Below are 21,509 nucleotides of genomic sequence, written 5' to 3' on the forward strand. Positions count from 1 at the left end.
TTATTGGAAAAATTGTGAGGGGTTATCACGCAACATCGTGTCCACATCGGCCTGGCTGAATCCTGACTGGCGCAACTGTGGGATAAAAGTGGTTAACAGATAGTCATAGCCATTGCCGCCATTGGCTTTTAAATGCGAGCGGCGGGTAATGTCCATGGAGAGCATCACGCGATTAAGCAGCCCGCGATTACGTAGCTCATGCAGCATGCCAATGCGGTTCTCGTCCGGGTAATAGTTGTTTTTACCGATGGTATCGAATTGCACATACGCACCGAGATCGATCATGCGTAAGATATTGTCGAGGTTATCTTTCAGGTCGCAGTGACCAACGGTTACGCGGGAAAGGTCGACGCCGTGAGCCTGTAGCAACACCAGCTGTTCCAGGCCCATGGTGCTAAAAGAGGTGTGGGTCGAGATGGGGCGTCCGGTTTCGATGTGCGCCCGCGCCGCGGCGATAAATACCTTCTCTTCAAGCGGCGTAATCACCCCTTCGCTGGAACCAATTTCGGCGATAATTCCGGCCTTCAATTCAGTGCCATCTATACCGATGACTATCTCATCGACCATCTCCTGCGCGAGCTGTTCCACGCTGCGGGCCGCGACATGTTCAGGGAAAAACGCATCCTGGTAATAGCCTGTGCAGGCCATCACGTTGATACCGGTATCGCGCATCAGATCGATCATGAATTGCGGATTACGCCCCATATAGCGGTTGGTCATCTCAATAATGTTGCTGACGCCTAACGCCCGGAGATCCTTCATTTCCTGACAAATGAGATCGTACTGATCTAACCGGCAGTCGAGATTATTCTTGAACCCAGAGAGATCAATATGCAGATGTTCGTGAACCCAGGTGTAGCCCGTCGGATCAAAATTCATAAGGTGTCTCCTGTAAGGCGTAATGCCGAAAGAAAAGAGCAGCCGTTTTGTGGCGCCGCCGCGCCGAAAAACTCACACACCGTAGCGCCAACGTCAGATAACGTCGCCCGGACGCCTAATTGCGCAGGCTCTAACCCCTCCCGATACACCAGAACCGGTACAACTTCCCGGGTATGGTGGCTGTGACCGATGGTCGGATCGTTGCCGTGATCGGCCATAACCACCAGACAGTCATTTGGATCCATAGCGGCCAGAAGGCGTGAAAGATTAAGATCAACAAGCTGCAGCCGTTCGGCATAACGTGCTACGTCTTCAGCGTGCCCGGCGAGATCGGTTTCCTGAATGTTGGTACAGATAAATACCGTCGATTCCGCGTTAAATTCGTTAAGCGTGATATCCATAATCTGCTGACTATCCACCAGGTTTTGCCAGCTGCGCCCGTGTGGATTGCCAACGATGTCCGCCACTTTACCGACCAGCACGGTAGGGATCCCGGTGTCATGCAGTTTTTGCGGTACCTGTACCTGCTCATCGACGCCAAAACCCATATGCCTGACCTGGAAGCCATTTTCATAGGCGCCGGAACGTGGAGCGTTAATGCCGATAAAGCGTCCCTCTTTGGTCTCGGCGGCATCCAGAATGCGCTGGCTGTCTGCAAGCTGACCGCCAAACGCAATCACGCGCCCAACCTGAACCTGCTCACGCACCACGTGGCCTATCTTTAGCACCTCATCAAACGGGATAACGGCAAGATTGGCAGTAATGTTGTAGACCTGACCTAAATCCGCTTCGAGGTTATCGCCCACTGCAACCGCATCGTTGACCCAAAGAAACGCCAGATCGCCGCCGCGACGTTCCACCTGCCAGCCCGCGGCTTTCAGCGCTTGCTCAACGCTATCAATGACGTCGCTAAATGGCATCCGCAGCGGGGCCTGAGGCCGCGTACCTAAAATCTCCTGATGGCCCATAAAGGTATCTCCCCCTTCATGCTGCAGCTCTGCAACGCCCCAGACTGCCGATGCTGAAGGTTGCATCACACCCGGGGCAAAGCCCAGAGCGTTAATCAGCCCCAGCTTCTCAAGCGTTGGCAGGCGTAACTGCGGGAGTTCTCCCAGGATATGGCCACAGGTATTCGCTCCTGCATCCTGCGGCCTGACCAGCGTGACGTCTTTCATGGCGCCAACGCCGAAACTGTCGATTACTAACACCACGAATCGGGCCATTAGTCCTCCAGAATATTGCCGAGACTGTCGTAACGCGCGACGATTTCAGCTGCACCGCGCTGAATGCCCGATACCAGCACCACGTCGCTACGCGTCACGAAGATCTGGGTGCGAAAACAGAAGATCACCGCACTGCTCACCGGAAACTCCCCGGCAACAGGCAGGTAGTAGTCAATACTGCTGTCGTCCACGGGTTTTAGCTTCGCTGCGATCGGCGTGTCACTTTCTGGCGTAAAGACCAGCGCATTTTGCGCATGGCCGCGACGGTAATAGCCGCCACCGTAGCAATAACTGTCTCCACGAAAATTGTGCGATACCTCGCTCAACCACAGCATCGCAATGCGCTCCGGCTGGTCGCCTTTTTGATTGGAAGGAATGGTGCCGGTCAACGCATGACCCGGCTCCGCATGGGTGACGCCATATTCCGCCAGCAGGGGGAGTGACGAACAGCTACTGGCTGACGGCGCATTAAGCTGCTCAATGGCAATCCCGGCCTCAGCCAACTGACGTCGGGCATTTACCAGCGTATGCAGATTAGGCGTCGGCATAGTCTGCGCTGAGTTTTCATCCCATAACAGGCAGGGGAAATGAGTGAGGCCGCTCAGACGCAGACCCGGAAGCCTGCGGATTTCATTGACCACATCCGTCAGATACATCAGCGGAAATCCGCTTTCCTGCCCCGGGTAGAGAAAATCATCCTTGTCGTACACCTTCAGCATCACGTTCTGTTCACAACCGGCCTTCACTGCAGCAGCGGAAACTTCGCGCGCTTTCTCCAGTGAGAACAATGTGATGACTTCAGTACCCTGCGCTACAGCCTCATTGACCAGCCGCGACGGGATCTGCACCAGATGTCCCTGATGCGCAACCGGCAACCCGGCACGGCGCATGACGCGACTCTCCTTGTAATCCACAACCACGATGCCTTCATAGCCAAGCTGCAACAGCTTCTCCGCCAGCCACGGGTTACGTCCTACCTGTTTGGTCATCAGATACAGCGAGATACCATGTTGCCTGGCGACATCCAGTAGGCGTTTGCCATTCTCAATGACCTGGTCAACATCAATGACCCAACTGTCAGGTGCGATCTTTCCCTGCTGCCATAACGCGATAGCAGCCGAGATTAGCGCGGGGTTCTGGCGTTTCAATGCGTCTATAAACATTTCTCTGCCTCGTTTCTAATCCTTCAGTTAAATATTCATTTTTTTGAATATTTAAGGTGCAATAAGCTCATTGCCCATTGATTTCAGACGCCTTCGTTCGCCGCCATCCACAATCCATACAAGTTCGCCAGCATATAGCCTTCTTCATTGGTGTGCAGCGCCACCGTAAACTCTTTCATCAGCGCCTGATGTACCAATAAAATAGTTGGCCAGAGATGAGATTGCGCCAACTCCTCCAGCAGCTCACCATCCAGCGCTTCAATCACTTCGCCCTGGCGACTGCGCATTAACGCACTCGCCATATGGGTCATCGCCATGGTCCCTTGCTCGCTGTGAATCGGCAAACGCCACTCTTCATCCAACCGCCTGACCACCTGCAGCATGCCGCTACAAATATCCTTGTCGATAACGCCTGCTTCACACAGCAGGTTAAGCCTGTTTTCCATGTCGTTTGCCTTCACTTAATAACTGGGTTCCTGTTCACCGTTCACCACACGCTGTTGGTGGGCAAGCAGCGCCTCTTTGTTAACAACCGCCCGCAGTAGCTGCTGCATCGGATAATCCTCTGCGCGGGTCAGTACCACGGCCTCCGTGGCCTGCAGAAATCGCGGATCGTTGGTGAGCGGCGTGGCTTCTAACCCCAGTACCGCCAGCTCGGCCTCTGCAACCACGTTCCAGATAACCGCATCCACATCCCCTTTCGCGATGCGCTGCAAGCTTTCGTGATAAGGCATATCGATCAATTCAACGTCACGGTTGCCAAAACAGGCCTCGGTCATGATTTTCTGATCCGCCGAACGGTTATCGAGTCCGACACGTTTTACATCTGCAGATTCGCCCTTGCGACAAATCAGCTGATGCTCGCCGACGTAGGTATGCGGTCCCAGCGCCAACGTGATGCGCAGTCCGTCCTGAGCAAGGTAACTTTCCGCCGCCAGACGAGAAACCACCGCCATGTCGTAGACGCCGTTTAGCAGGCATTCCACACGAATATCAGCCCCACGCATGTGTGCGTAATAAAACGGGATCCCATCGAACTGCGCCTTCAGCCCACTCGCCAGTCCTTCATATAAACGGGTGTAGGGCAGCGGCATCGCACAGACCACGTTATTAATATCCACATGCTTCAGCAGCGTACGGTTATCCATCTCCACCAGATAGCTACCGTTACGCCCGCGACGCTCAATACGGATCGCCCCTGAGGATTCCAGCGTTTTCAACGCAGCCTGGGTTAACCCTACCGATGAGTGACACTCGGCTGCCAGTTCATCAATAGTTTTCAATCTGTTACCGCACTTCTCACCGAGCAGGTAGCGGGCCAGGGTTGTCAGCACAACCCCCTCTTTCTTGATAAATGTCCGACGCATTTTATATTTTCAGTAAATTGAATATTTATATCTTCATTAAAGTGAAGATATAACGCAATGAGGAAATATGCAAACGGCGAGGCGCTTCACATTTTTTGAGGTTCACAAACCAACAGGCGAAAAAAAACCGGGCGTAACCCGGTTTCTTCAACAACACAGAGCGCATTACGGCTTGGCGACAAAACCAATCGCTTCGTAAACAGCTTTCAGCGTAACAGATGCGCGGGCGCTGGCTTTTTCTGCACCGTCTTTCATCACTTTCTGCAGGAAAGATTCATCGTTACGGAAACGGTGATAACGCTCCTGAAGCTCAGTCAGCATACCGGAAACGGCCTCTGCGACTTCACCTTTCAGATGACCATACATTTTGCCTTCGAAGTGCTGCTCCAGCTCCGGAATGCTCTTACCGGTGACCGCAGAGAGGATATCCAGCAGGTTGGAAACACCCGCTTTGTTCTGCACGTCGTAGCGTACAACAGGCGGCTCTTCAGAGTCGGTCATCGCGCGTTTGATTTTCTTAACCACAGATTTCGGATCTTCCAGCAGGCCGATCACGTTGTTGCGGTTGTCATCCGACTTGGACATTTTCTTCGTCGGCTCCAGCAGCGACATTACGCGCGCGCCGGATTTAGGAATGAACGGCTCAGGCACTTTGAAGATGTCGCCATACAGGGCGTTGAAGCGCTGGGCGATATCGCGGCTCAGTTCCAGATGCTGTTTCTGATCTTCGCCAACCGGTACCTGGTTGGTCTGATACAGAAGGATGTCTGCCGCCATCAGTACCGGATAATCAAACAGACCGGCGTTGATGTTCTCCGCATAGCGCGCGGATTTGTCTTTGAACTGGGTCATACGGCTCAGCTCGCCGAAGTAGGTGTAGCAGTTCAGCGCCCAACCTAACTGTGCATGCTCCGGTACGTGAGACTGCACGAAAATGGTGCTTTTTTCAGGATCGATACCGCATGCCAGATACAGCGCCAGCGTATCGAGCGTTGCTTTACGCAGCTGCTGAGCATCCTGACGAACGGTGATGGCATGTTGGTCAACGATGCAGTAGATGCAATGGTAATCATCCTGCATGCTCACCCACTGACGCAGCGCACCCATATAGTTGCCAATGGTCAATTCACCTGAGGGCTGTGCGCCACTAAAAACGATGGGCTTAGTCATTTTTTGATTCCTGATTTTCGCTATGCGGAAGCCCGAGAGCGGGCAGTAGTTCATTAATACGGTCGTAAATAACGTCGGGCTGGCTCAGCGCGATTGACTCGCCGTAGTTGTAGCCATAGGTCAGGCCAACGGACGGACAGCCAGCAGCTTTTGCCGCCTGAATATCATTGCGTGAATCCCCTACGAAGAGCATTTGCTCAGGCTTGATGCCAAGCTTACTTGCCACCAGCAGCAGCGGATCCGGATGCGGTTTTTTATTCTGCACGTCGTCACCACCGATGACCACGCTAAAGTACTTGGCAATATCTAATGCTTCGAGCAATGGCGCGACAAACGGGGTCGGTTTGTTGGTCACCAGACCCAGCGGCAATCCTTTCGCATGCAGCGCGCCCAGCGTGTCGGCAACATCAGGGAACAGGAATGTCCCCTCTTCTGCGACATCGCCGTAGTATCTGTCGAACAGCTTACGCAAAATACGTACCTGCTCCTCGGCGGGAATATCATCATCAACGGGCGGTTTACCCATCGTTTTACGTAATGTTGCGCGCTCCTGACGGGACCACGTTAGCGCGCGTTCCATCAGTACATCTGCACCATTACCAATCCAGGTGATAACGCGTTCTTCTCCGGCAACCGGCAGTTCCAGCGCATATAGCGCCATGTCCACCGCTGCGGCTAATCCCGGCGCGCTGTCGACCAGCGTGCCGTCGAGGTCAAATGCAGCACCCCGAATATCCTGAAACTTATCCATGACTTACCTTCGCCAGTTCATTGCGCATTTCATCAATGACTTTTTTGTAGTCTGGTTGGTCGAAAATAGCGGAGCCTGCGACAAACATATCTGCGCCTGCCGCGGCAATTTCACCAATGTTATTCACTTTGACGCCACCGTCCACTTCGAGGCGGATATCGTAGCCAGATTCATCAATACGACGACGCACTTCGCGCAGCTTATCCAGCGTTTGTGGGATGAAGGACTGTCCGCCAAAGCCTGGGTTAACGGACATCAGCAGGATCACATCGAGCTTATCCATGACGTAGTCCAGATAGCTCAGCGGTGTTGCCGGGTTGAACACCAGACCCGCTTTACAGCCATGCTCTTTGATCAGCTGTAAAGTGCGATCGACATGCTCGGAGGCTTCCGGATGAAAAGTAATGATGCTGGCGCCAGCGGCGGCGAAGTCCGGGACAATACGATCGACCGGTTTCACCATCAGGTGAACATCAATCGGGGCGGTGATGCCATATTTACGCAGCGATTTCAGTACCATCGGTCCGATGGTCAGGTTCGGTACGTAGTGATTGTCCATGACGTCGAAGTGCACGACATCGGCACCGGCAGTCAGCGCTCTCGCGGTGTCCTCACCCAGGCGGGCAAAATCAGCCGACAGAATTGAGGGGGCGATCAAATACTGTTTCATCCGCTTCTCCTTGAGATTTATTTCTTCGCAGGCGTTACGACTCCTGGTTTATACAGTGCCAGCAGTTCGTTCACCTTTTTACGCGTGCCGCCATTGCTGCTTATGCTGCGCCGCACTTTGACCTGAAAATGTTTCGCCGCTCGGTACCATTCACGGGTATCGGGCGTATCGTGGTTCGAAATTAACACCGGGATCTGCTTACTGACCAGCTTTTCTGCCATCTCGGCCAAATGCGCCTGCTCTTTCGGGCTAAAGCTGTTGGTGTGATACGCAGTGAAATTTGCCGTCGCCGAAAGCGGTGCATAAGGCGGGTCACAATAGACCACAGAGTTGCTATCCGCACGGTTCATGCACTCTTCATAGGAGAGGCAATGGAACTCTGCATTCTGCGCTTTCTCAGCAAAATGGTACAACTCGGCTTCTGGGAAGTAAGGTTTTTTATAACGCCCAAACGGGACGTTAAACTCGCCGCGCAGGTTATAACGGCACAATCCGTTGTAACCAAAGCGGTTCAGATACAAGAACAGTACTGCTCTGCGGAACGGATCCTCGCTGGCATTAAATTCTTCTCTGAACCGATAGTACACCTCAGCCTGGTTGGTTTCAGGCATAAACAGCTCACGCGAAGCCTGCACATACTCATCGGTACGCGTCTTCACGATGTTATAGAGACTGATAAGGTCGCTGTTGATATCGGCAAGAATATAACGAGAAAAGTCGGTGTTGAGAAACACCGACCCGGCACCCACGAAAGGTTCAATCAGGCACTCACCCTGAGGTAAATGCCGTTTGATATCATCAAGCAGGGGGTATTTCCCCCCTGCCCATTTCAAAAAAGCGCGATTTTTTTTCATGCTGACTAACTAATTACACCTTCTCCGGCTGTGGAGAAAGCTCCGACAGCATCCTGCGCTTTAGTCTTTGTCCCGCAATTGGGCGAAACATCAAACCATTGCAGAACATATCCTATCTTACTTCAAATCGGCCTGAACCTGATGCAGCGGTTTTGCCCACGGGTTTTTCGCCTGAATATCAGCGGGTAACGTAGACACTGCACGTTTCGCATCTTCTTTAGACGCATACACGCCTGTCACCAGAACATACCACGGTTGACCGTTACGCGTCGTCTGGTACACCACGTAGTTCTTCAGGTTTTCTTTCTTCGCCCAACCGTTCAGGTTGTCGTAGTTAGAAGAACTGCTGAGCTGCAGCGTGTAATGGCTGGACGGCGCAGATTTTAACGCTCCAACATTACCTGCACTTTTCGCTCCGCCAGCAACAGGCGTTGTTGCTGTCGCCGTTGGCGCAGGCGTTGCAGTCTGTGCTGGCGCAGTTGTGGTTGCTTTCGGCTCAGCGGTCGCTTTCGGCGTAGCGGTTACCACAGGTGCTTTAGTTGTGGTGGTCGGCGCGGTAGCAGTTACGGTTGGTTTTGCCTGGGCAACAGGTTTCGGCTCTGTCGGCGTCGCTTTCACCGTAGTTTGCGGTTTGCTCTTCGGCTCAATGACGGCCTGTTTGCGTTCCTGATGCGAAGCCGCAGGACGTTCAGTCGTTTCCGTTTTCGCAGTCTGGCGCACAGCATTACCATTACGCATCGGCGCAACGGTCGCAGGTTCGGTCGGCAGCGTAGAGTTAACCACAACGTTGTTAACCTGTTCCTGACCTTGCGGTTGCGTCAGAGCGTTGTTCAAATCGCCCTGCACTTCAACACGCTGCTGCCCTTCAGTTGCCGCAGGTGCCTGACCTTGAGTCGGGGTAGAGGAAATCGGTGGCAGGGAAACATCCTGCTGGGTATTGCCAGCGGTCTGCTCAGCGCCCGTTGCAGGTGTCGTTGCACTCGCCTGATCCGTTGCATTGCTGCCAGAGAGATCGATGCTCTTCTCGCCAGATGCTGCCTGCTCATTGGAAGAAGATGAGGGGGCTTTCAGCGCAGAACCAATGCCGATAATCAGCAGCAGCAGTACCAAAACACCCACGCCCATCATCATATACTGGCGGGAGGCAGGTTTGCTGACGGCTTTCTTACGCTTGCGCGGACGACGTTCTACACGCTCTTCATCCACCGCATCGTCATCAGATTCATACTCTTCTTCAATGTCCTGCTCTTCATCACGCTCTTTGCGTGCGCGCGCAGGACGGCGATCGTCAGCATCCAGATCAACATCATCAAAATTGATTTGCGGCTCATTATCGCGTTCAGACGATTGACGAGAACGACCAGTACGACGATCGCTGGGATCGGGTTTCAGCTCGTCTTCTGGTTTGAATTCATCCATTTAACACCCCACTCAAAGGTTAATGCTTACGACTTTGCACATAACCTGAAGCTAAAAGACCTACGTTTCGCAACGTAAGCCTGACCTTTCTTGTTGTTACGCCTGCTGGCAATCAGCAATAGCGTTAAGAACCACCTCGTGCGACACTCCGCCGCGCACTTCACTCTTCCCTATCGCTCGCGGAAGCACCAAACGAATCTCTCCCGCTAACACTTTTTTATCTCGCAGCATGTGCGGCAGATAGGCCTCGGTGGACATTTCACGCGGCCCATTCACCGGTAAGCCTGCTCGCTGTAACAGCGTAATGATGCGCTGCGTATCAGCGGAGGTGAACTGACCCAAACGTTCTGACGTACGGGCAGCCATTACCATACCTGCTGCGACTGCTTCACCATGTAACCAATTGCCATAACCCATTTCAGCTTCGATCGCATGGCCAAACGTGTGTCCCAGATTCAGTAAAGCACGTAAGCCCATTTCACGCTCGTCTGCTGCGACAACTTCTGCTTTCAGCTCACAACAACGACGAATACAGTACGCCATTGCCGGACCATCCAGACGCAACAACGCATCCAGATTGTCTTCCAGCCAGCTGAAAAATTCACCGTCAAGGATGATGCCGTATTTGATCACTTCCGCCAGCCCCGATGCCAGCTCACGCGCAGGAAGCGTTTTCAGACAATCGAGATCCACCACCACGGAGGCCGGTTGGTAAAACGCGCCAATCATGTTTTTACCGAGGGGATGGTTTACGGCGGTTTTGCCGCCAACGGAGGAGTCGACCTGCGACAACAGGGTTGTTGGGACTTGAATAAAACGTACACCACGCTGATAACTGGCTGCCGCAAAACCGGTCAGATCGCCAATCACGCCGCCGCCAAGGGCAACTAACGTGGTATCACGACCGTGCGGTTTTTGCAGTAACGCGGTGAAAACCGTATCCAGAACCGTCAGGCTTTTATACTGCTCGCCATCGGGAAGGATAACGCTATCAACGTTAACACCCGCCTGTTCAAGTACGCCGCGAACCTTATCGAGATAAAGGGGAGCCAGGGTTTCGTTGGTCACCAACATAACCTGATCGCCCGATTTCAGCGGTAAGAATGAAGCTGGCTCATTGAACAAACCAGCCGCGATGGTGATAGGGTAACTACGTTCCCCGAGAGTGACTGTGATCCTCTCCATTACGCGACATCCACCTTAGTTACTTGTACCCGCAGACGAGTGTGTATTCAGCCAGAATCAGTTGCTTTCCAACATATGAATAATCTGGTTTGCTACGACTTTTGCGCTCTGATCGTCGGTGCGAATGGTCACGTCAGCAATCTCTTCGTACAGAGGATTGCGTTCGTCAGCCAACGCTTCCAGAACTTCACGAGGCGGTGATTCTACCTGCAGCAGCGGGCGTTTCTTGTCACGTTGAGTACGCGCAAGTTGTTTTTCAATTGTCGTTTCAAGATAGACCACGACGCCACGCGCGGAAAGACGGTTACGTGTTTCACGTGATTTTACAGAGCCACCGCCAGTTGCCAGCACAATACCCTGTTTTTCCGTCAACTCGTTGATGACTTTTTCTTCGCGATCACGGAAGCCGTCTTCACCTTCTACATCGAAGACCCAGCCCACATCAGCTCCGGTTCGTTTCTCAATCTCTTGATCAGAATCGTAAAATTCCATATTGAGTTGTTGAGCTAACTGGCGCCCAATAGTGCTTTTTCCGGCACCCATAGGCCCAACCAGAAAGATATTGCGTTTCTCTGCCATTTTTTCGGTACTACTAAGACTATTCGTTAATGGTAAACCCGCTTCGCAGACACCCAGCGCAGCAGGACATGAACTGAAACCTCATAAGATATTGCGAGAGTCAGACTGAAAATTATCTCAATACTCAAGCGGGTTTGGCAACTGAATAAATCACCAAACCTAACGCATTTCTGGTCGTGGCAGGCATGCTACCCTGCAAACATCAGACCTGGCGACGTATCGCGCAGCCAAATGACACCCAATAAGCCTATGGCACACCACCGGAAAGGCAAAGCGTATTCACTGCCGCATAAGTAAAGAAAAGTACCGACGCTCAAATCGGTACTCCTTGTATGCTAAATACACCCTCACGTCAAATCCCTGAAACGTGTTCAGTGCAAAAACAATGGCTTTTCATGCATAAGTTATTCCGTTGAAACCAGTCTGGGCGTAATAAAGACCACTAATTCGCGCCGTTCATCTTCTTTACCATCATGGCGAAAAAGAGAGCCAAGCCAGGGAATGTCGCCTAATAGCGGCACGCTGTCGGCTGCGGATTTATTCTTATGTGAAAAAATCCCGCCAAGCGCAATTGTCTCGCCGTTTTTTACCTCGACCTGCGTTTCAATCTCCTGCTTGTCGATAGCCAGCACTTCGCCATCTGCCTGCTGTAGAACCTGTCCGGGAACATTCTGGCTGATATGCAGTTTCAGCCTGATTCTCCCTTTCTGCAATACCGTTGGTGTTACCTCCATCCCCAGTACCGCTTCCTTGAACTCGACGGATGTCGCACCGCTTTCACCGCTGGAGACCTGATAAGGGATCTCACTGCCCTGCTTAATACTGGCAGGTTGCAGGTGAGATGCCAGTAATCGTGGACTGGCGATGATATCCAACTGCTGTTTTTGCTCCAGCGCAGACAACTCCAGTTCCAGTAAACGACCGTTAATGCGGCCAATGTTAAATCCCACGCGGGATGTGGCGGTGGCTACAGAGAGATCGCTGGCAAGCGTTGTAACATTCCCAACCGCCCCCGATTGTTGTGCGTCAGCCAGCGACCACTTCACCCCCAGCTCGCGCAAACTTTTTTCATTTATGGTGACGATATGCGCCGCCAGTTCGACCTGGGCAACCGGCAAATCCATTTGCGATACCCACTTTTCCAGGGTGTTAAGCGCAACGCTATTATCACGCAGCAGTAAGCGGTTGGTCCGTTTATCCACCGTCATGCTTCCCTTGGCACTGAGCAGCTTTTCTCCTGCTTTTGCCAGCTCGGCAGCATCGGCATAGTGCAAAATAATGCTGCGCTGCTCCAGCGGCATACTGGCCTGAATCCGCGCCTGTTCATTGTCCTGGCGGGCCGCATTTTCACTCTGCCATTGAACAGAATGCACATGCAGGATATTGCCCTCCTGGCGTAATACCAGCCCGGCACTTTTTACCACCGTCTGCAATGCCTGCTTCCAGGGGACATCCGTCAAATGCAACGACAGCACACCGCTGACATCTGGCGAAACCACCAGGTTTTTCTGTTCCTGTTCAGCCAGCGCCTGCAATACCTGCGTAACCGGCACATCATCGAGCACCAGCGTCACGTTTTGCGGTTTCGTCGCCAGCGCGCTCGTTATCCCGACCGCCAGCGCTATTACTATCCACGCTATCCATCGCTTCATTTACCGCTCCTTGTCGTTGCCACTGCCATCGCGGCGGTTCGCAGTTTTTTTCTGTATCGAGGGTTATGTTCTGGGCCGTTATCTGCGTAATCGTCCAACCGTTTTTCAGGACGTCATTTGGCTTAACCCGCCGCCATTTTTTCTGGCTATCCTGAACGATGCCGATGGGTCGCGTGCCCTGGCTCACCATGCCCTGAAAGCGCCATGTCGACATCTCAGCAATTTGGCAGCGGTCCTCCGGCGGCAGGAAGGGATTACGCATACCGGTGAGCATCAGTACGCTCATACATGCCAACAGCCAGCGTTCAACCGTCATTCAGACGCTCCAGCTGTAGCGTTAGCAGCAACTCCGTGTCTTCTGCGCTAAGCGAAAATCGGCTGACGTTCATCCCCTGTTCCGCCAACTGGACAAACGTCTGCGGGATAGCATCCCAGGCCGATATCAGCGCCATCTCTCCGCCTTGCGCGGAGGGTTGCCAGTGGATAAGACGAGTAAGTGAAGTCTGAAACAGCAGCGGGGAGAACAGGGTCAGTTTCTCTTCCGGCTCTGCTGGTGATGCCGCCAGCAGATAGACATCTCGCCATTGCATCTGAATAGCTGCCCGTTGTTGGACCAGCGTCTCGCGTTGCATCGTCCGCTCCCGCGCGACGGGATAAAGACATAACATCACCAGTATGAGTAGCCCTAACATCCAGCCGCACCAGCAGATGAGTCGAAAGCGCGGCGACTGCGCTAACCAGACATCACAGAGCGTTATCATGCGCACCGCTCCGTGTCAGTCGATAGTGGAATTGCCAGCGTCCCTGCGCATCCTGCTGCGTTTCACCGGGGCTGCTCAACTGAAACAATGGCTGCTGGCGTAATTGCGCCTCCAGCGCCTGCAGCGCGGCAAAGTTCAGCGTGTTTCCCGTCAGTTCCAGCGTGTCCTGCTGCCAGGCCATTTTTGTTAACCACGCCTGCTCAGGCAGGAATTCCGCCAGCTCTTGCAATACCGACTGCCAGCTTCGGGTCTGCTCACGCTGTTTGTTCCGTGCCTGCACCTGTTGCCATCGTTGCTGGCGCTGCTGCATACGCGGCTTTAGCGCCATTAAGGCCTCGGCACGCGTCTTTTCGGCATCTGCCAGCAACAATTCAGCCCGATTTTCTACACTCAACACGCTGTAATAGCGCAACAACACGCCAATACTAAGCAGTAGCGAAGCGCTAAATAAGATGCCCCAGAAGCGCAGGTAAGCGTAACGCCGAGTCTGACGCCAGGGCAGAAGATTAATGGTCGCTATCATCAGTACGCGCCTCCCATAGCGAGTCCCAGCGCAATGGCGAAGTGATGGCTTTGCGTTGGAATGGGCGGCTGGCGTACAGACACGGCGCTCAAAGGGTCGAAGCCGCCAGGGGAGCATTGCGCAATGGCTGTCGTGGGCAGAGATAATGTCGTGGCAAGCTCATCGATACTGCCAATATCGCCCGTTGATTTACGTCCCCATGCCGAACGGGTCGCCCATAACCACTGGGCGTCATCACGCCATACCAGACACTGCTGATGCTCTGGCAAGAAGGGAATAAATCGCTGTAACGCGCTGGCATCCGGTGTAATCGCCGTAACCTGCACCTTCAGGGTTTGGATAAGCGTCAGAAGCGCTGAAATCTCTTTGCTTTGCGCAGCAGTGACGTTAAACGCCGGGCTCAACGTGTCTTCGCTATAATCAAAATGCAGCGCATCCGGCACCATATCGAGTTCACGCGCCATCGAACCGGACAACCATGCGGTTTGCTCTGGCTCGCGTAACGTCATTGTCGGACGAGGAAACTTTTTTTGTAACGTCCTGTTGGCGGGAAAAGAGAGATGAATATGGTGTCGGCGAGGGAGCTCCCGGCTCCACGGCAGTAGCGCGGCGACCAGCTGTTCAGGCTCGCGAATGTGGCCATCGACGATAACCTGAGGCGTCAGCGGTATACGCCACCAGCGTTGCAGATACCAACCTGATGCTTCGCGAACGATAGCGACAGCCAGCGCTTCATGTTGCTGAATATGCAGACCAATTTTCCAGATATTGAAAGCCATTGCTGATGATCTCCTTATCACCCGTCGCTTTAACGGGTATATCAATGCGTCTGGCTTGCCTTTATACTACCGCGCGTTTGTTTATAAACTGCCCAAATGCCACTAAATGGGAAATCTCCAGTGAAGTTCGTAAAGTATTTATTAATCCTTGCAGTATGTTGCATCCTGCTGGGAGCAGGCTCGATTTATGGCCTTTATCGCTATATCGAGCCGCAATTACCTGACGTCGCGACGCTCAAAGATGTGCGTTTACAGATCCCGATGCAGGTTTACAGCGCTGACGGCGAGCTAATCGCGCAATATGGCGAGAAACGTCGAATCCCGGTCACACTGGATCAGATGCCGCCGGTAATGGTTAAAGCCTTTATCGCCACAGAAGACAGCCGCTTTTATGAGCACCACGGGGTAGACCCGGTGGGGATCTTCCGTGCGGCCAGCGTCGCGTTGTTCTCCGGTCACGCGTCGCAAGGGGCGAGTACCATTACCCAACAGTTGGCGAGAAACTTCTTCCTGAGCCCGGAACGCACGCTGATGCGTAAGATCAAGGAAGTGTTCCTGGCGATCCGCATTGAACAACTGCTGAGTAAAGATGAGATCCTCGAACTGTATCTGAACAAGATCTATCTGGGGTATCGCGCCTATGGCGTGGGTGCTGCCGCGCAGGTCTATTTCGGTAAGACGGTGGATCAACTTAGCTTAAGTGAAATTGCGGTGATTGCCGGTCTGCCAAAAGCGCCGTCAACCTTCAACCCGCTCTATTCGATGGACCGTGCAACCGCGCGACGTAACGTTGTACTGTCGCGTATGTTGAGCGAAAACTACATCACGCAGGCCCAGTACGATCAGGCGCGCGGCGAGGCCATTGACGCCAACTACCACGCGCCGGAAATCGCTTTCTCTGCACCGTATCTGTCTGAAATGGTGCGCCAGGAGATGTATAACCGTTATGGCGAGAAAGCCTATGAAGACGGGTATCGCATCACCACTACCATTACGCGAAAAGTACAGCAGGCGGCTCAGCAGGCAGTACGTAACAACGTGATGGATTACGACATGCGCCACGGCTACCGCGGCCCGTCGAACGTGTTGTGGAAAGTGGGCGAAAGCAGTTGGGACAGCAAGAAAATTACCGATACGCTGAAAGCGCTGCCGACTTATGGCCCCCTGCTGCCGGCGGTTGTTACCAGCGCCAATCCGCAGGAAGCCATTGCCGCGCTGGCGGATGGTACGTCAGTGTCATTACGCATGGATGGTATGCGCTGGGCGCGTCCTTACCGCTCGGATACTCAACAAGGCCCAACGCCGCGTAAAGTGACCGACGTGGTACAGACCGGCCAGCAAATCTGGGTACGCCAGGTGGGCGATGCCTGGTGGCTGGCGCAAGTGCCAGACGTCAACTCCGCACTGGTCTCCATCAATCCGCAAAACGGCGCGGTGCTGGCGCTGGTGGGTGGTTTTGACTTCAACCAGAGCAAGTTTAACCGTGCAACCCAGGCGTTACGTCAGGTGGGCTCCAACATCAAGCCATTCCTGTATACCGCCGCGATGGATAAAGGTCTGACGCTGGCGAGCATGCTCAACGACGTGCCGATCTCCCGCTGGGATGCCGGTGCTGGTTCCGACTGGCAGCCGAAGAACTCCCCGCCGCAGTACGCCGGTCCTATCCGTTTACGTCAGGGGCTGGGTCAGTCGAAAAACGTAGTCATGGTACGCGCCATGCGCGCCATGGGCGTGGATTACGCGGCAGAGTATCTGCAACGTTTCGGCTTCCCGGCACAGAACATTGTGCATACCGAGTCGCTGGCGCTGGGTTCTGCTTCGTTCACACCGTTGCAGGTGGCACGCGGTTACGCAGTGATGTCTAATGGCGGCTTCCTGGTCGATCCGTATTTCATCAGTAAGATTGAAAGCGATATGGGCGGCGTTATCTTCGAAGCGAAGCCGAAAATTGCCTGTCCGGAATGCGATATTCCGGTGATTTACGGCGATACCCAGAAATCTAACGTGCTGGAAAACAGTAACGTAGAAGATGTCGCCGTCTCGCAGGAACAGCAAAATTCCGCCGTGCCTATGCCGCAGCTTGAGCAGGCTAACCAGGCTCTGGTCGCGCAAAGCGGCACACAAGAGTACGCTCCGCACGTGATCAACACACCGCTGGCTTTCCTGATTAAAAGCGCGCTGAACACCAATATCTTTGGTGAACCAGGCTGGATGGGAACCGGTTGGCGCGCAGGTCGCGATTTACAGCGTCATGATATCGGCGGGAAAACCGGGACCACCAACAGCTCAAAAGATGCGTGGTTCTCCGGTTACGGACCAGGGGTAGTGACGTCGGTATGGATCGGCTTTGATGACCATCGCCGCAACCTTGGTCATACGACAGCTTCAGGCGCTATCAAAGACCAAATCTCCGGCTACGAAGGTGGCGCGAAGAGTGCGCAGCCTGCATGGGATGCCTACATGAAGTCCGTGCTGGAAGGTGTGCCTGAGCAGCCGCTGACGCCGCCGCCGGGTATCGTGACGGTCAATATCGATCGCAGCACAGGACAGCTGGCAAGCGGTGGCAATAGCCGCGCAGAATACTTCATTGAAGGCACTCAGCCGACGCAACAGGCGGTGCATGAGGTGGGAACAACCATTATTGATAATGGTGAAACGCACGAACTGTTCTGATCGATTGCCGGATAGCGCTTCGCTTATCCGGCCTACAATTTCGGCGCAATTATTTGATATTGCTGGATGTTGTAGGCCGGGTAAGGCATCAGTTGGCAATCGTAATTAAAGCCGCCCCTGCCCTTTCAGCCATTCGCGTACGAGGAACAGCGCACTGACATTACGTGCTTCATGAAAATCAGGATCTTCCAGCAGGTCCATCAAATGCGCCAGCGGCCAGCGCACCTGCGGTAATGGCTCAGGTTCATCACCCTCCAGCGATTCAGGATATAAGTCCTCTGCCACCACGATGTTCATCTTGCTGGAGAAATAAGATGGCGCCATGCTGAGTTTCTTTAAAAACGTCAGATCTTTTGCGCCAAACCCCACCTCTTCTTTCAGCTCCCGATTCGCCGCCTCAAACACGCTTTCGCCAGGGTCGATTAATCCCTTGGAAAAACCCAGTTCGTAGGACTCGGTCCCGACCGCATATTCGCGAATAAGGATCAGATGGTCGTCAACAATCGGCACAATCATTACCGCTTCACGCGTGGATGGACGCATACGTTCATAAACGCGGCGTACGCCATTGCTGAACTCAAGGTCCACGCTTTCAACCTTAAACAGCCGGGATTGGGCGACGGTTTCCACTTTCAAAATCGTGGGTTTCTGTAATGATTTGCTCATTGTGAGGATCTTTGCTGTGAAATCTGGGGTTATTGTGCGATATACCGCACGGTTTCGGCAATGTGAATTGCCGTTTATTTACATTTATGTAACGTACTAAAAGTTAATCCCTATTTCAAATTAAAAGTCAATAGGTTGAAATAACTCCAGGAATTTGCTGATATTCCATTTTTGGTGATTTTGCTATGATTCGCATTTACTGGGCTGTACTTAAAGATGCTCAAGTTCGACTCCACACTTGCCGATAGCCAACCACAGAATCACGAATATTGAACAGGGTGCGACTGACCACGCCTGACAGACTAAGTAAGATGGGGAAAGCATGAGCACCATTCTGATTTTTTTAGCTGCTTTGCTGGCCTGCTCATTGCTTGCAGGATGGCTACTCAAATCAAAATCCAGGCAGAAAAATTTACCCTTGAGCAGCGTCTTCTCAGACGCCTCGAAACGTAAACTCACACCTGAAGAACGCAGCGCAGTCGAAAACTATCTCGAAAGCCTTAGTCAAATTCAGCAAGTACCCGGTCCCACGGGAGCCAGTGCTGCGCCGGTCTCATTAACGTTGAATGCCCAAAGTAATAGCGTCATCGTGCTTACTCGTTCGATTACACGTTACGGCATTACCACCGACGATCCTAACAAATGGCGCTACTATCTTGATTCCGTTGAGGTACATCTTCCCCCTTTCTGGGAACAATACATCAACGACGAAAACAGCGTTGAGATAATCCACACCAATACGATACCGCTGGTTATCTCGTTGAACGGCCATACGCTGCAGGAATATATGCAGGAAGCGCGAGGTTATGCGTTACAGCACACCGCTTCTACCCAGGCGTCCATTCGTGGTGAAGAAAGTGAGCAGATTGAACTGCTGAATATTCGCCAGGAAACCCATGAAGAATATGCGCTCAGCCGCCCTTCGGGATTGCGCGAGGCGTTGCTGATAACCGCATCATTCCTGCTGTTCTTTTTCTGTTTGGTTATCCCGAACACGTTTGTTCCGTGGGCAGTCGGTGGCGCGGTGTTGCTGTTAGCTGCGGGTCTGTGGGGATTGTTCGCCCCGCCGTCTAAAAGCGCCCTGCGGGAAATTCATTGTCTGCGCGGTACGCCGCGTCGCTGGGGATTGTTTGGCGAAAACGACCAGGAACAAATTAATAATATCTCGCTGGGTATTATTGATCTGATCTACCCAGCTCACTGGCAACCTTACATCGCCCAAGACCTTGGCCAGCAAACGGATATCGATATTTATCTCGATCGCCACGTTGCCCGCCAGGGGCGTTTTTTATCTCTGCACGATGAAGTGAAAAACTTCCCGTTACAGCACTGGCTGCGCAACGCTGTCATCGCAGGCGGCTCGTTGCTGGTACTGCTGATGCTGCTGTTTTGGATCCCGCTGGATATGCCAATAAAGGTCACGCTCTCCTGGATGAAGGGCGCGCAAACTATCGAAGCCACCAGCGTTAAACAGCTCGAAAACGCGGGCGTTCGCGTGGGTGACACGCTGCACCTGAGTGGTACGGGTATGTGTAACATTCATACCCAAGGGAGCTGGAATGCGCAGCCTGCCACGCCGTTTATGCCTTTCGATTGCTCGCAAATTATCTGGAATGATGCGCGCGCATTACCGCTGCCTGAGTCTGACCTGGTGAATAAGGCCACCGCGCTCACGCAGGCCGTGAGCCGTCAGTTGCATCCCAAACCTGACGATGACTCTCGCGTCAGCGCATCGCTACGCTCGGCAATCCAAAAGTCCGGCATGGTGTTACTGGACGATTTTGGTGAGATAGTCCTTAAAACGGCCGATCTGTGTGCAGCCAAAGATGAATGTGTACGCTTAAAAAATGCGCTGGTTAACCTCGGTAACAGTAAAGACTGGGCCGCGCTGGTGAAGCGAGCGAACGCAGGCAAACTGGATGGCGTGAACGTGCTGCTACGTCCGGTAAGCGCAGAGTCGTTGGATAATCTGGTGAATACCTCTACGGCGCCGTTTATTTCACGCGAGACTGCGCGAGCAGCCCAGGCGCTGAATAGCCCTGCCCCTGGCGGTTTCCTGATTATCAGCGACGAAGGCAGCGATCTGGTCGATCAGCCGTGGCCGACGACCTCGCTATATGACTATCCTCCCCAGGAACAGTGGAACGCCTTCCAGCGCCTGGCGCAGATGCTAATGCAGACACCATTTCGCGCGGAGGGGATCGTCACCAATATTTCGACTGACGCCAATGGCACCCAGCACATTGGCCTGCATCGTATTCCGGATCGTTCAGGATTATGGCGCTACCTTGGCACGACGCTGCTGATGTTCTCCATGCTCGGATGCGCTATCTACAACAGCATACAGGCATTCAGACGCTACCAGCGTCACCGCACCCGCATCGCGGAAATTCAGAGCTACTACGAAAGTTGTCTCAATCCAACACTGATTGACAACCCGGAAAGCCTGATTCGATAACACGCTCGCGCGACAGGATATGCTACCCTGTCGCGCATCATGTTTTCTTCTGGGGAGTTTCCATGCATATCAATATTGCCTGGCAGGATGTCGACACCGTGTTGTTAGATATGGACGGCACGCTGCTCGACCTGGCATTCGATAACTATTTCTGGCAAAAATTGGTGCCGGAAACCTATGGCGCGAAGCAGGGTATCTCTCCTCAGGAAGCTCAGGACTATATTCGTCAGCAGTATCATGCCGTGCAGCATACGCTAAACTGGTATTGCCTGGATTACTGGAGCGAGTGCCTGGATCTGGATATTTGCGCCATGACCACGGAACAGGGACCGCGCGCCGTTTTGCGCGAAGATACCGTACCGTTTCTTGATGCCTTAAAAGCCAGCGGCAAGCGCCGCATTTTGCTCACCAACGCGCATCCGCATAATCTGGCGGTGAAGCTTGAGCATACCGGTCTGGCCTCACACCTTGATTTATTACTTTCCACCCACACATTTGGTTATCCCAAAGAGGATCAGCGGTTATGGCACGCTGTGGCTGAAGAAACGGGAATGAGTGCAGAGAAGACGCTGTTTATTGACGACAGCGAACCCATTCTCGACGCCGCTGCTCTGTACGGTATTCGTTACTGCCTCGGCGTGACCAATCCCGACTCCGGCATCGCCGAAAAACAGTACGCACGCCATCCGTCACTGAATGACTACCGCCGACTGATCCCCTCACTGATGTGAAGGAGA

The 21,509-nt window shown here is 53.3% G+C and carries 21 protein-coding genes; 3 read left to right on the plus strand and 18 right to left on the minus strand.

All coding sequences use genetic code 11. The features are described 5' to 3' along the window. From OGY37_RS19525 to OGY37_RS19605, 17 genes are all read right to left on the minus strand, one after another. Complete coding sequence (locus tag OGY37_RS19525; protein ID WP_286621618.1) at positions 1–879, minus strand: phosphotriesterase-related protein; 879 nt, start codon at positions 877–879, stop codon at positions 1–3. Continuing rightward, positions 876–2,102, minus strand: coding sequence for a phosphopentomutase (locus tag OGY37_RS19530; protein ID WP_286621620.1), 1,227 nt, complete (start codon positions 2,100–2,102; stop codon positions 876–878). The genes OGY37_RS19525 and OGY37_RS19530 overlap by 4 nt, the downstream gene beginning before the upstream one ends. After that, positions 2,102–3,265: a YhfX family PLP-dependent enzyme gene (locus OGY37_RS19535; protein WP_126317305.1), complete on the minus strand. Its 1,164-nt coding sequence runs from the start codon at positions 3,263–3,265 to the stop codon at positions 2,102–2,104. Before OGY37_RS19535 ends, OGY37_RS19530 begins: the two co-directional genes overlap by 1 nt. An 83-nt stretch (positions 3,266–3,348) precedes the next feature. Continuing rightward, the gene (locus OGY37_RS19540; protein ID WP_181510062.1) at positions 3,349–3,711 is read right to left on the minus strand and encodes a PRD domain-containing protein; all 363 of its coding nucleotides are present in this window, start codon (positions 3,709–3,711) and stop codon (positions 3,349–3,351) included. A 15-nt stretch (positions 3,712–3,726) separates the two neighbouring features. After that, entirely contained in the window at positions 3,727–4,632 is a 906-nt protein-coding gene (gene yhfZ, locus OGY37_RS19545) for a GntR family transcriptional regulator YhfZ (RefSeq protein WP_286621622.1), read from the minus strand. A gap of 165 nt (positions 4,633–4,797) precedes the next feature. Continuing rightward, positions 4,798–5,802 (minus strand): tryptophan--tRNA ligase, encoded by a 1,005-nt coding sequence (gene trpS, locus OGY37_RS19550; RefSeq protein ID WP_286621623.1) that lies wholly within the window; start codon positions 5,800–5,802, stop codon positions 4,798–4,800. Continuing rightward, positions 5,795–6,553: a phosphoglycolate phosphatase gene (gene gph / locus OGY37_RS19555; RefSeq protein ID WP_003827686.1), complete on the minus strand. Its 759-nt coding sequence runs from the start codon at positions 6,551–6,553 to the stop codon at positions 5,795–5,797. The genes trpS and gph overlap by 8 nt, the downstream gene beginning before the upstream one ends. Further along, positions 6,546–7,223, minus strand: a complete 678-nt coding sequence (rpe, locus tag OGY37_RS19560) for a ribulose-phosphate 3-epimerase (RefSeq protein WP_003023561.1) — start codon at positions 7,221–7,223, stop codon at positions 6,546–6,548. The genes gph and rpe overlap by 8 nt, the downstream gene beginning before the upstream one ends. A 17-nt stretch (positions 7,224–7,240) precedes the next feature. Beyond that, positions 7,241–8,077 (minus strand): adenine-specific DNA-methyltransferase, encoded by an 837-nt coding sequence (gene dam, locus OGY37_RS19565; RefSeq protein ID WP_003827684.1) that lies wholly within the window; start codon positions 8,075–8,077, stop codon positions 7,241–7,243. Between the two features lie 117 nt (positions 8,078–8,194). Next, positions 8,195–9,496 carry a cell division protein DamX gene (gene damX / locus OGY37_RS19570; protein WP_126317302.1) on the minus strand — a complete coding sequence of 434 codons (1,302 nt, stop codon included), beginning with the start codon at positions 9,494–9,496 and terminating at the stop codon, positions 8,195–8,197. A 96-nt stretch (positions 9,497–9,592) separates the two neighbouring features. Further along, complete coding sequence (gene aroB, locus OGY37_RS19575; protein WP_003827681.1) at positions 9,593–10,681, minus strand: 3-dehydroquinate synthase; 1,089 nt, start codon at positions 10,679–10,681, stop codon at positions 9,593–9,595. Between the two features lie 57 nt (positions 10,682–10,738). Further along, positions 10,739–11,260 (minus strand): shikimate kinase AroK, encoded by a 522-nt coding sequence (gene aroK / locus OGY37_RS19580; RefSeq protein WP_003023552.1) that lies wholly within the window; start codon positions 11,258–11,260, stop codon positions 10,739–10,741. Positions 11,261–11,664: 404 nt separating this feature from the next. Further along, complete coding sequence (hofQ, locus tag OGY37_RS19585; RefSeq protein ID WP_003827676.1) at positions 11,665–12,912, minus strand: DNA uptake porin HofQ; 1,248 nt, start codon at positions 12,910–12,912, stop codon at positions 11,665–11,667. Beyond that, a complete protein-coding gene (locus tag OGY37_RS19590) occupies positions 12,815–13,228 on the minus strand; it encodes a HofP DNA utilization family protein (protein ID WP_032934159.1) in 414 nt (137 codons plus the stop codon). Before OGY37_RS19590 ends, hofQ begins: the two co-directional genes overlap by 98 nt. Next, positions 13,218–13,673: a HofO family protein gene (locus OGY37_RS19595; protein ID WP_286621628.1), complete on the minus strand. Its 456-nt coding sequence runs from the start codon at positions 13,671–13,673 to the stop codon at positions 13,218–13,220. Before OGY37_RS19595 ends, OGY37_RS19590 begins: the two co-directional genes overlap by 11 nt. Beyond that, a complete protein-coding gene (locus OGY37_RS19600) occupies positions 13,657–14,196 on the minus strand; it encodes a PilN domain-containing protein (protein ID WP_286621630.1) in 540 nt (179 codons plus the stop codon). Before OGY37_RS19600 ends, OGY37_RS19595 begins: the two co-directional genes overlap by 17 nt. Beyond that, complete coding sequence (locus tag OGY37_RS19605) at positions 14,196–14,975, minus strand: type IV pilus biogenesis protein PilM (RefSeq protein WP_286621632.1); 780 nt, start codon at positions 14,973–14,975, stop codon at positions 14,196–14,198. Before OGY37_RS19605 ends, OGY37_RS19600 begins: the two co-directional genes overlap by 1 nt. Before the next feature lie 120 nt (positions 14,976–15,095). On the opposite strand from OGY37_RS19605, the gene mrcA reads away from it, so the two are divergent. After that, positions 15,096–17,648 (plus strand): peptidoglycan glycosyltransferase/peptidoglycan DD-transpeptidase MrcA, encoded by a 2,553-nt coding sequence (gene mrcA, locus OGY37_RS19610; protein ID WP_166465280.1) that lies wholly within the window; start codon positions 15,096–15,098, stop codon positions 17,646–17,648. Positions 17,649–17,753: 105 nt separating this feature from the next. Here mrcA and nudE read toward each other — a convergent pair whose 3' ends face one another. Then, a complete protein-coding gene (gene nudE, locus OGY37_RS19615; RefSeq protein WP_003827667.1) occupies positions 17,754–18,314 on the minus strand; it encodes an ADP compounds hydrolase NudE in 561 nt (186 codons plus the stop codon). Positions 18,315–18,636: 322 nt separating this feature from the next. Between nudE and igaA the strand changes: the two genes are divergently transcribed. Both igaA and yrfG read left to right on the plus strand, forming a co-directional pair. Continuing rightward, complete coding sequence (igaA, locus tag OGY37_RS19620) at positions 18,637–20,772, plus strand: intracellular growth attenuator protein IgaA (protein WP_003827665.1); 2,136 nt, start codon at positions 18,637–18,639, stop codon at positions 20,770–20,772. A gap of 62 nt (positions 20,773–20,834) precedes the next feature. Beyond that, complete coding sequence (yrfG, locus tag OGY37_RS19625; protein ID WP_003023533.1) at positions 20,835–21,503, plus strand: GMP/IMP nucleotidase; 669 nt, start codon at positions 20,835–20,837, stop codon at positions 21,501–21,503. Positions 21,504–21,509: the final 6 nt, after the last annotated feature.

The organism is Citrobacter sp. Cpo030 (genome assembly GCF_030333005.1).
Lineage (GTDB): Bacteria > Pseudomonadota > Gammaproteobacteria > Enterobacterales > Enterobacteriaceae > Citrobacter > Citrobacter portucalensis.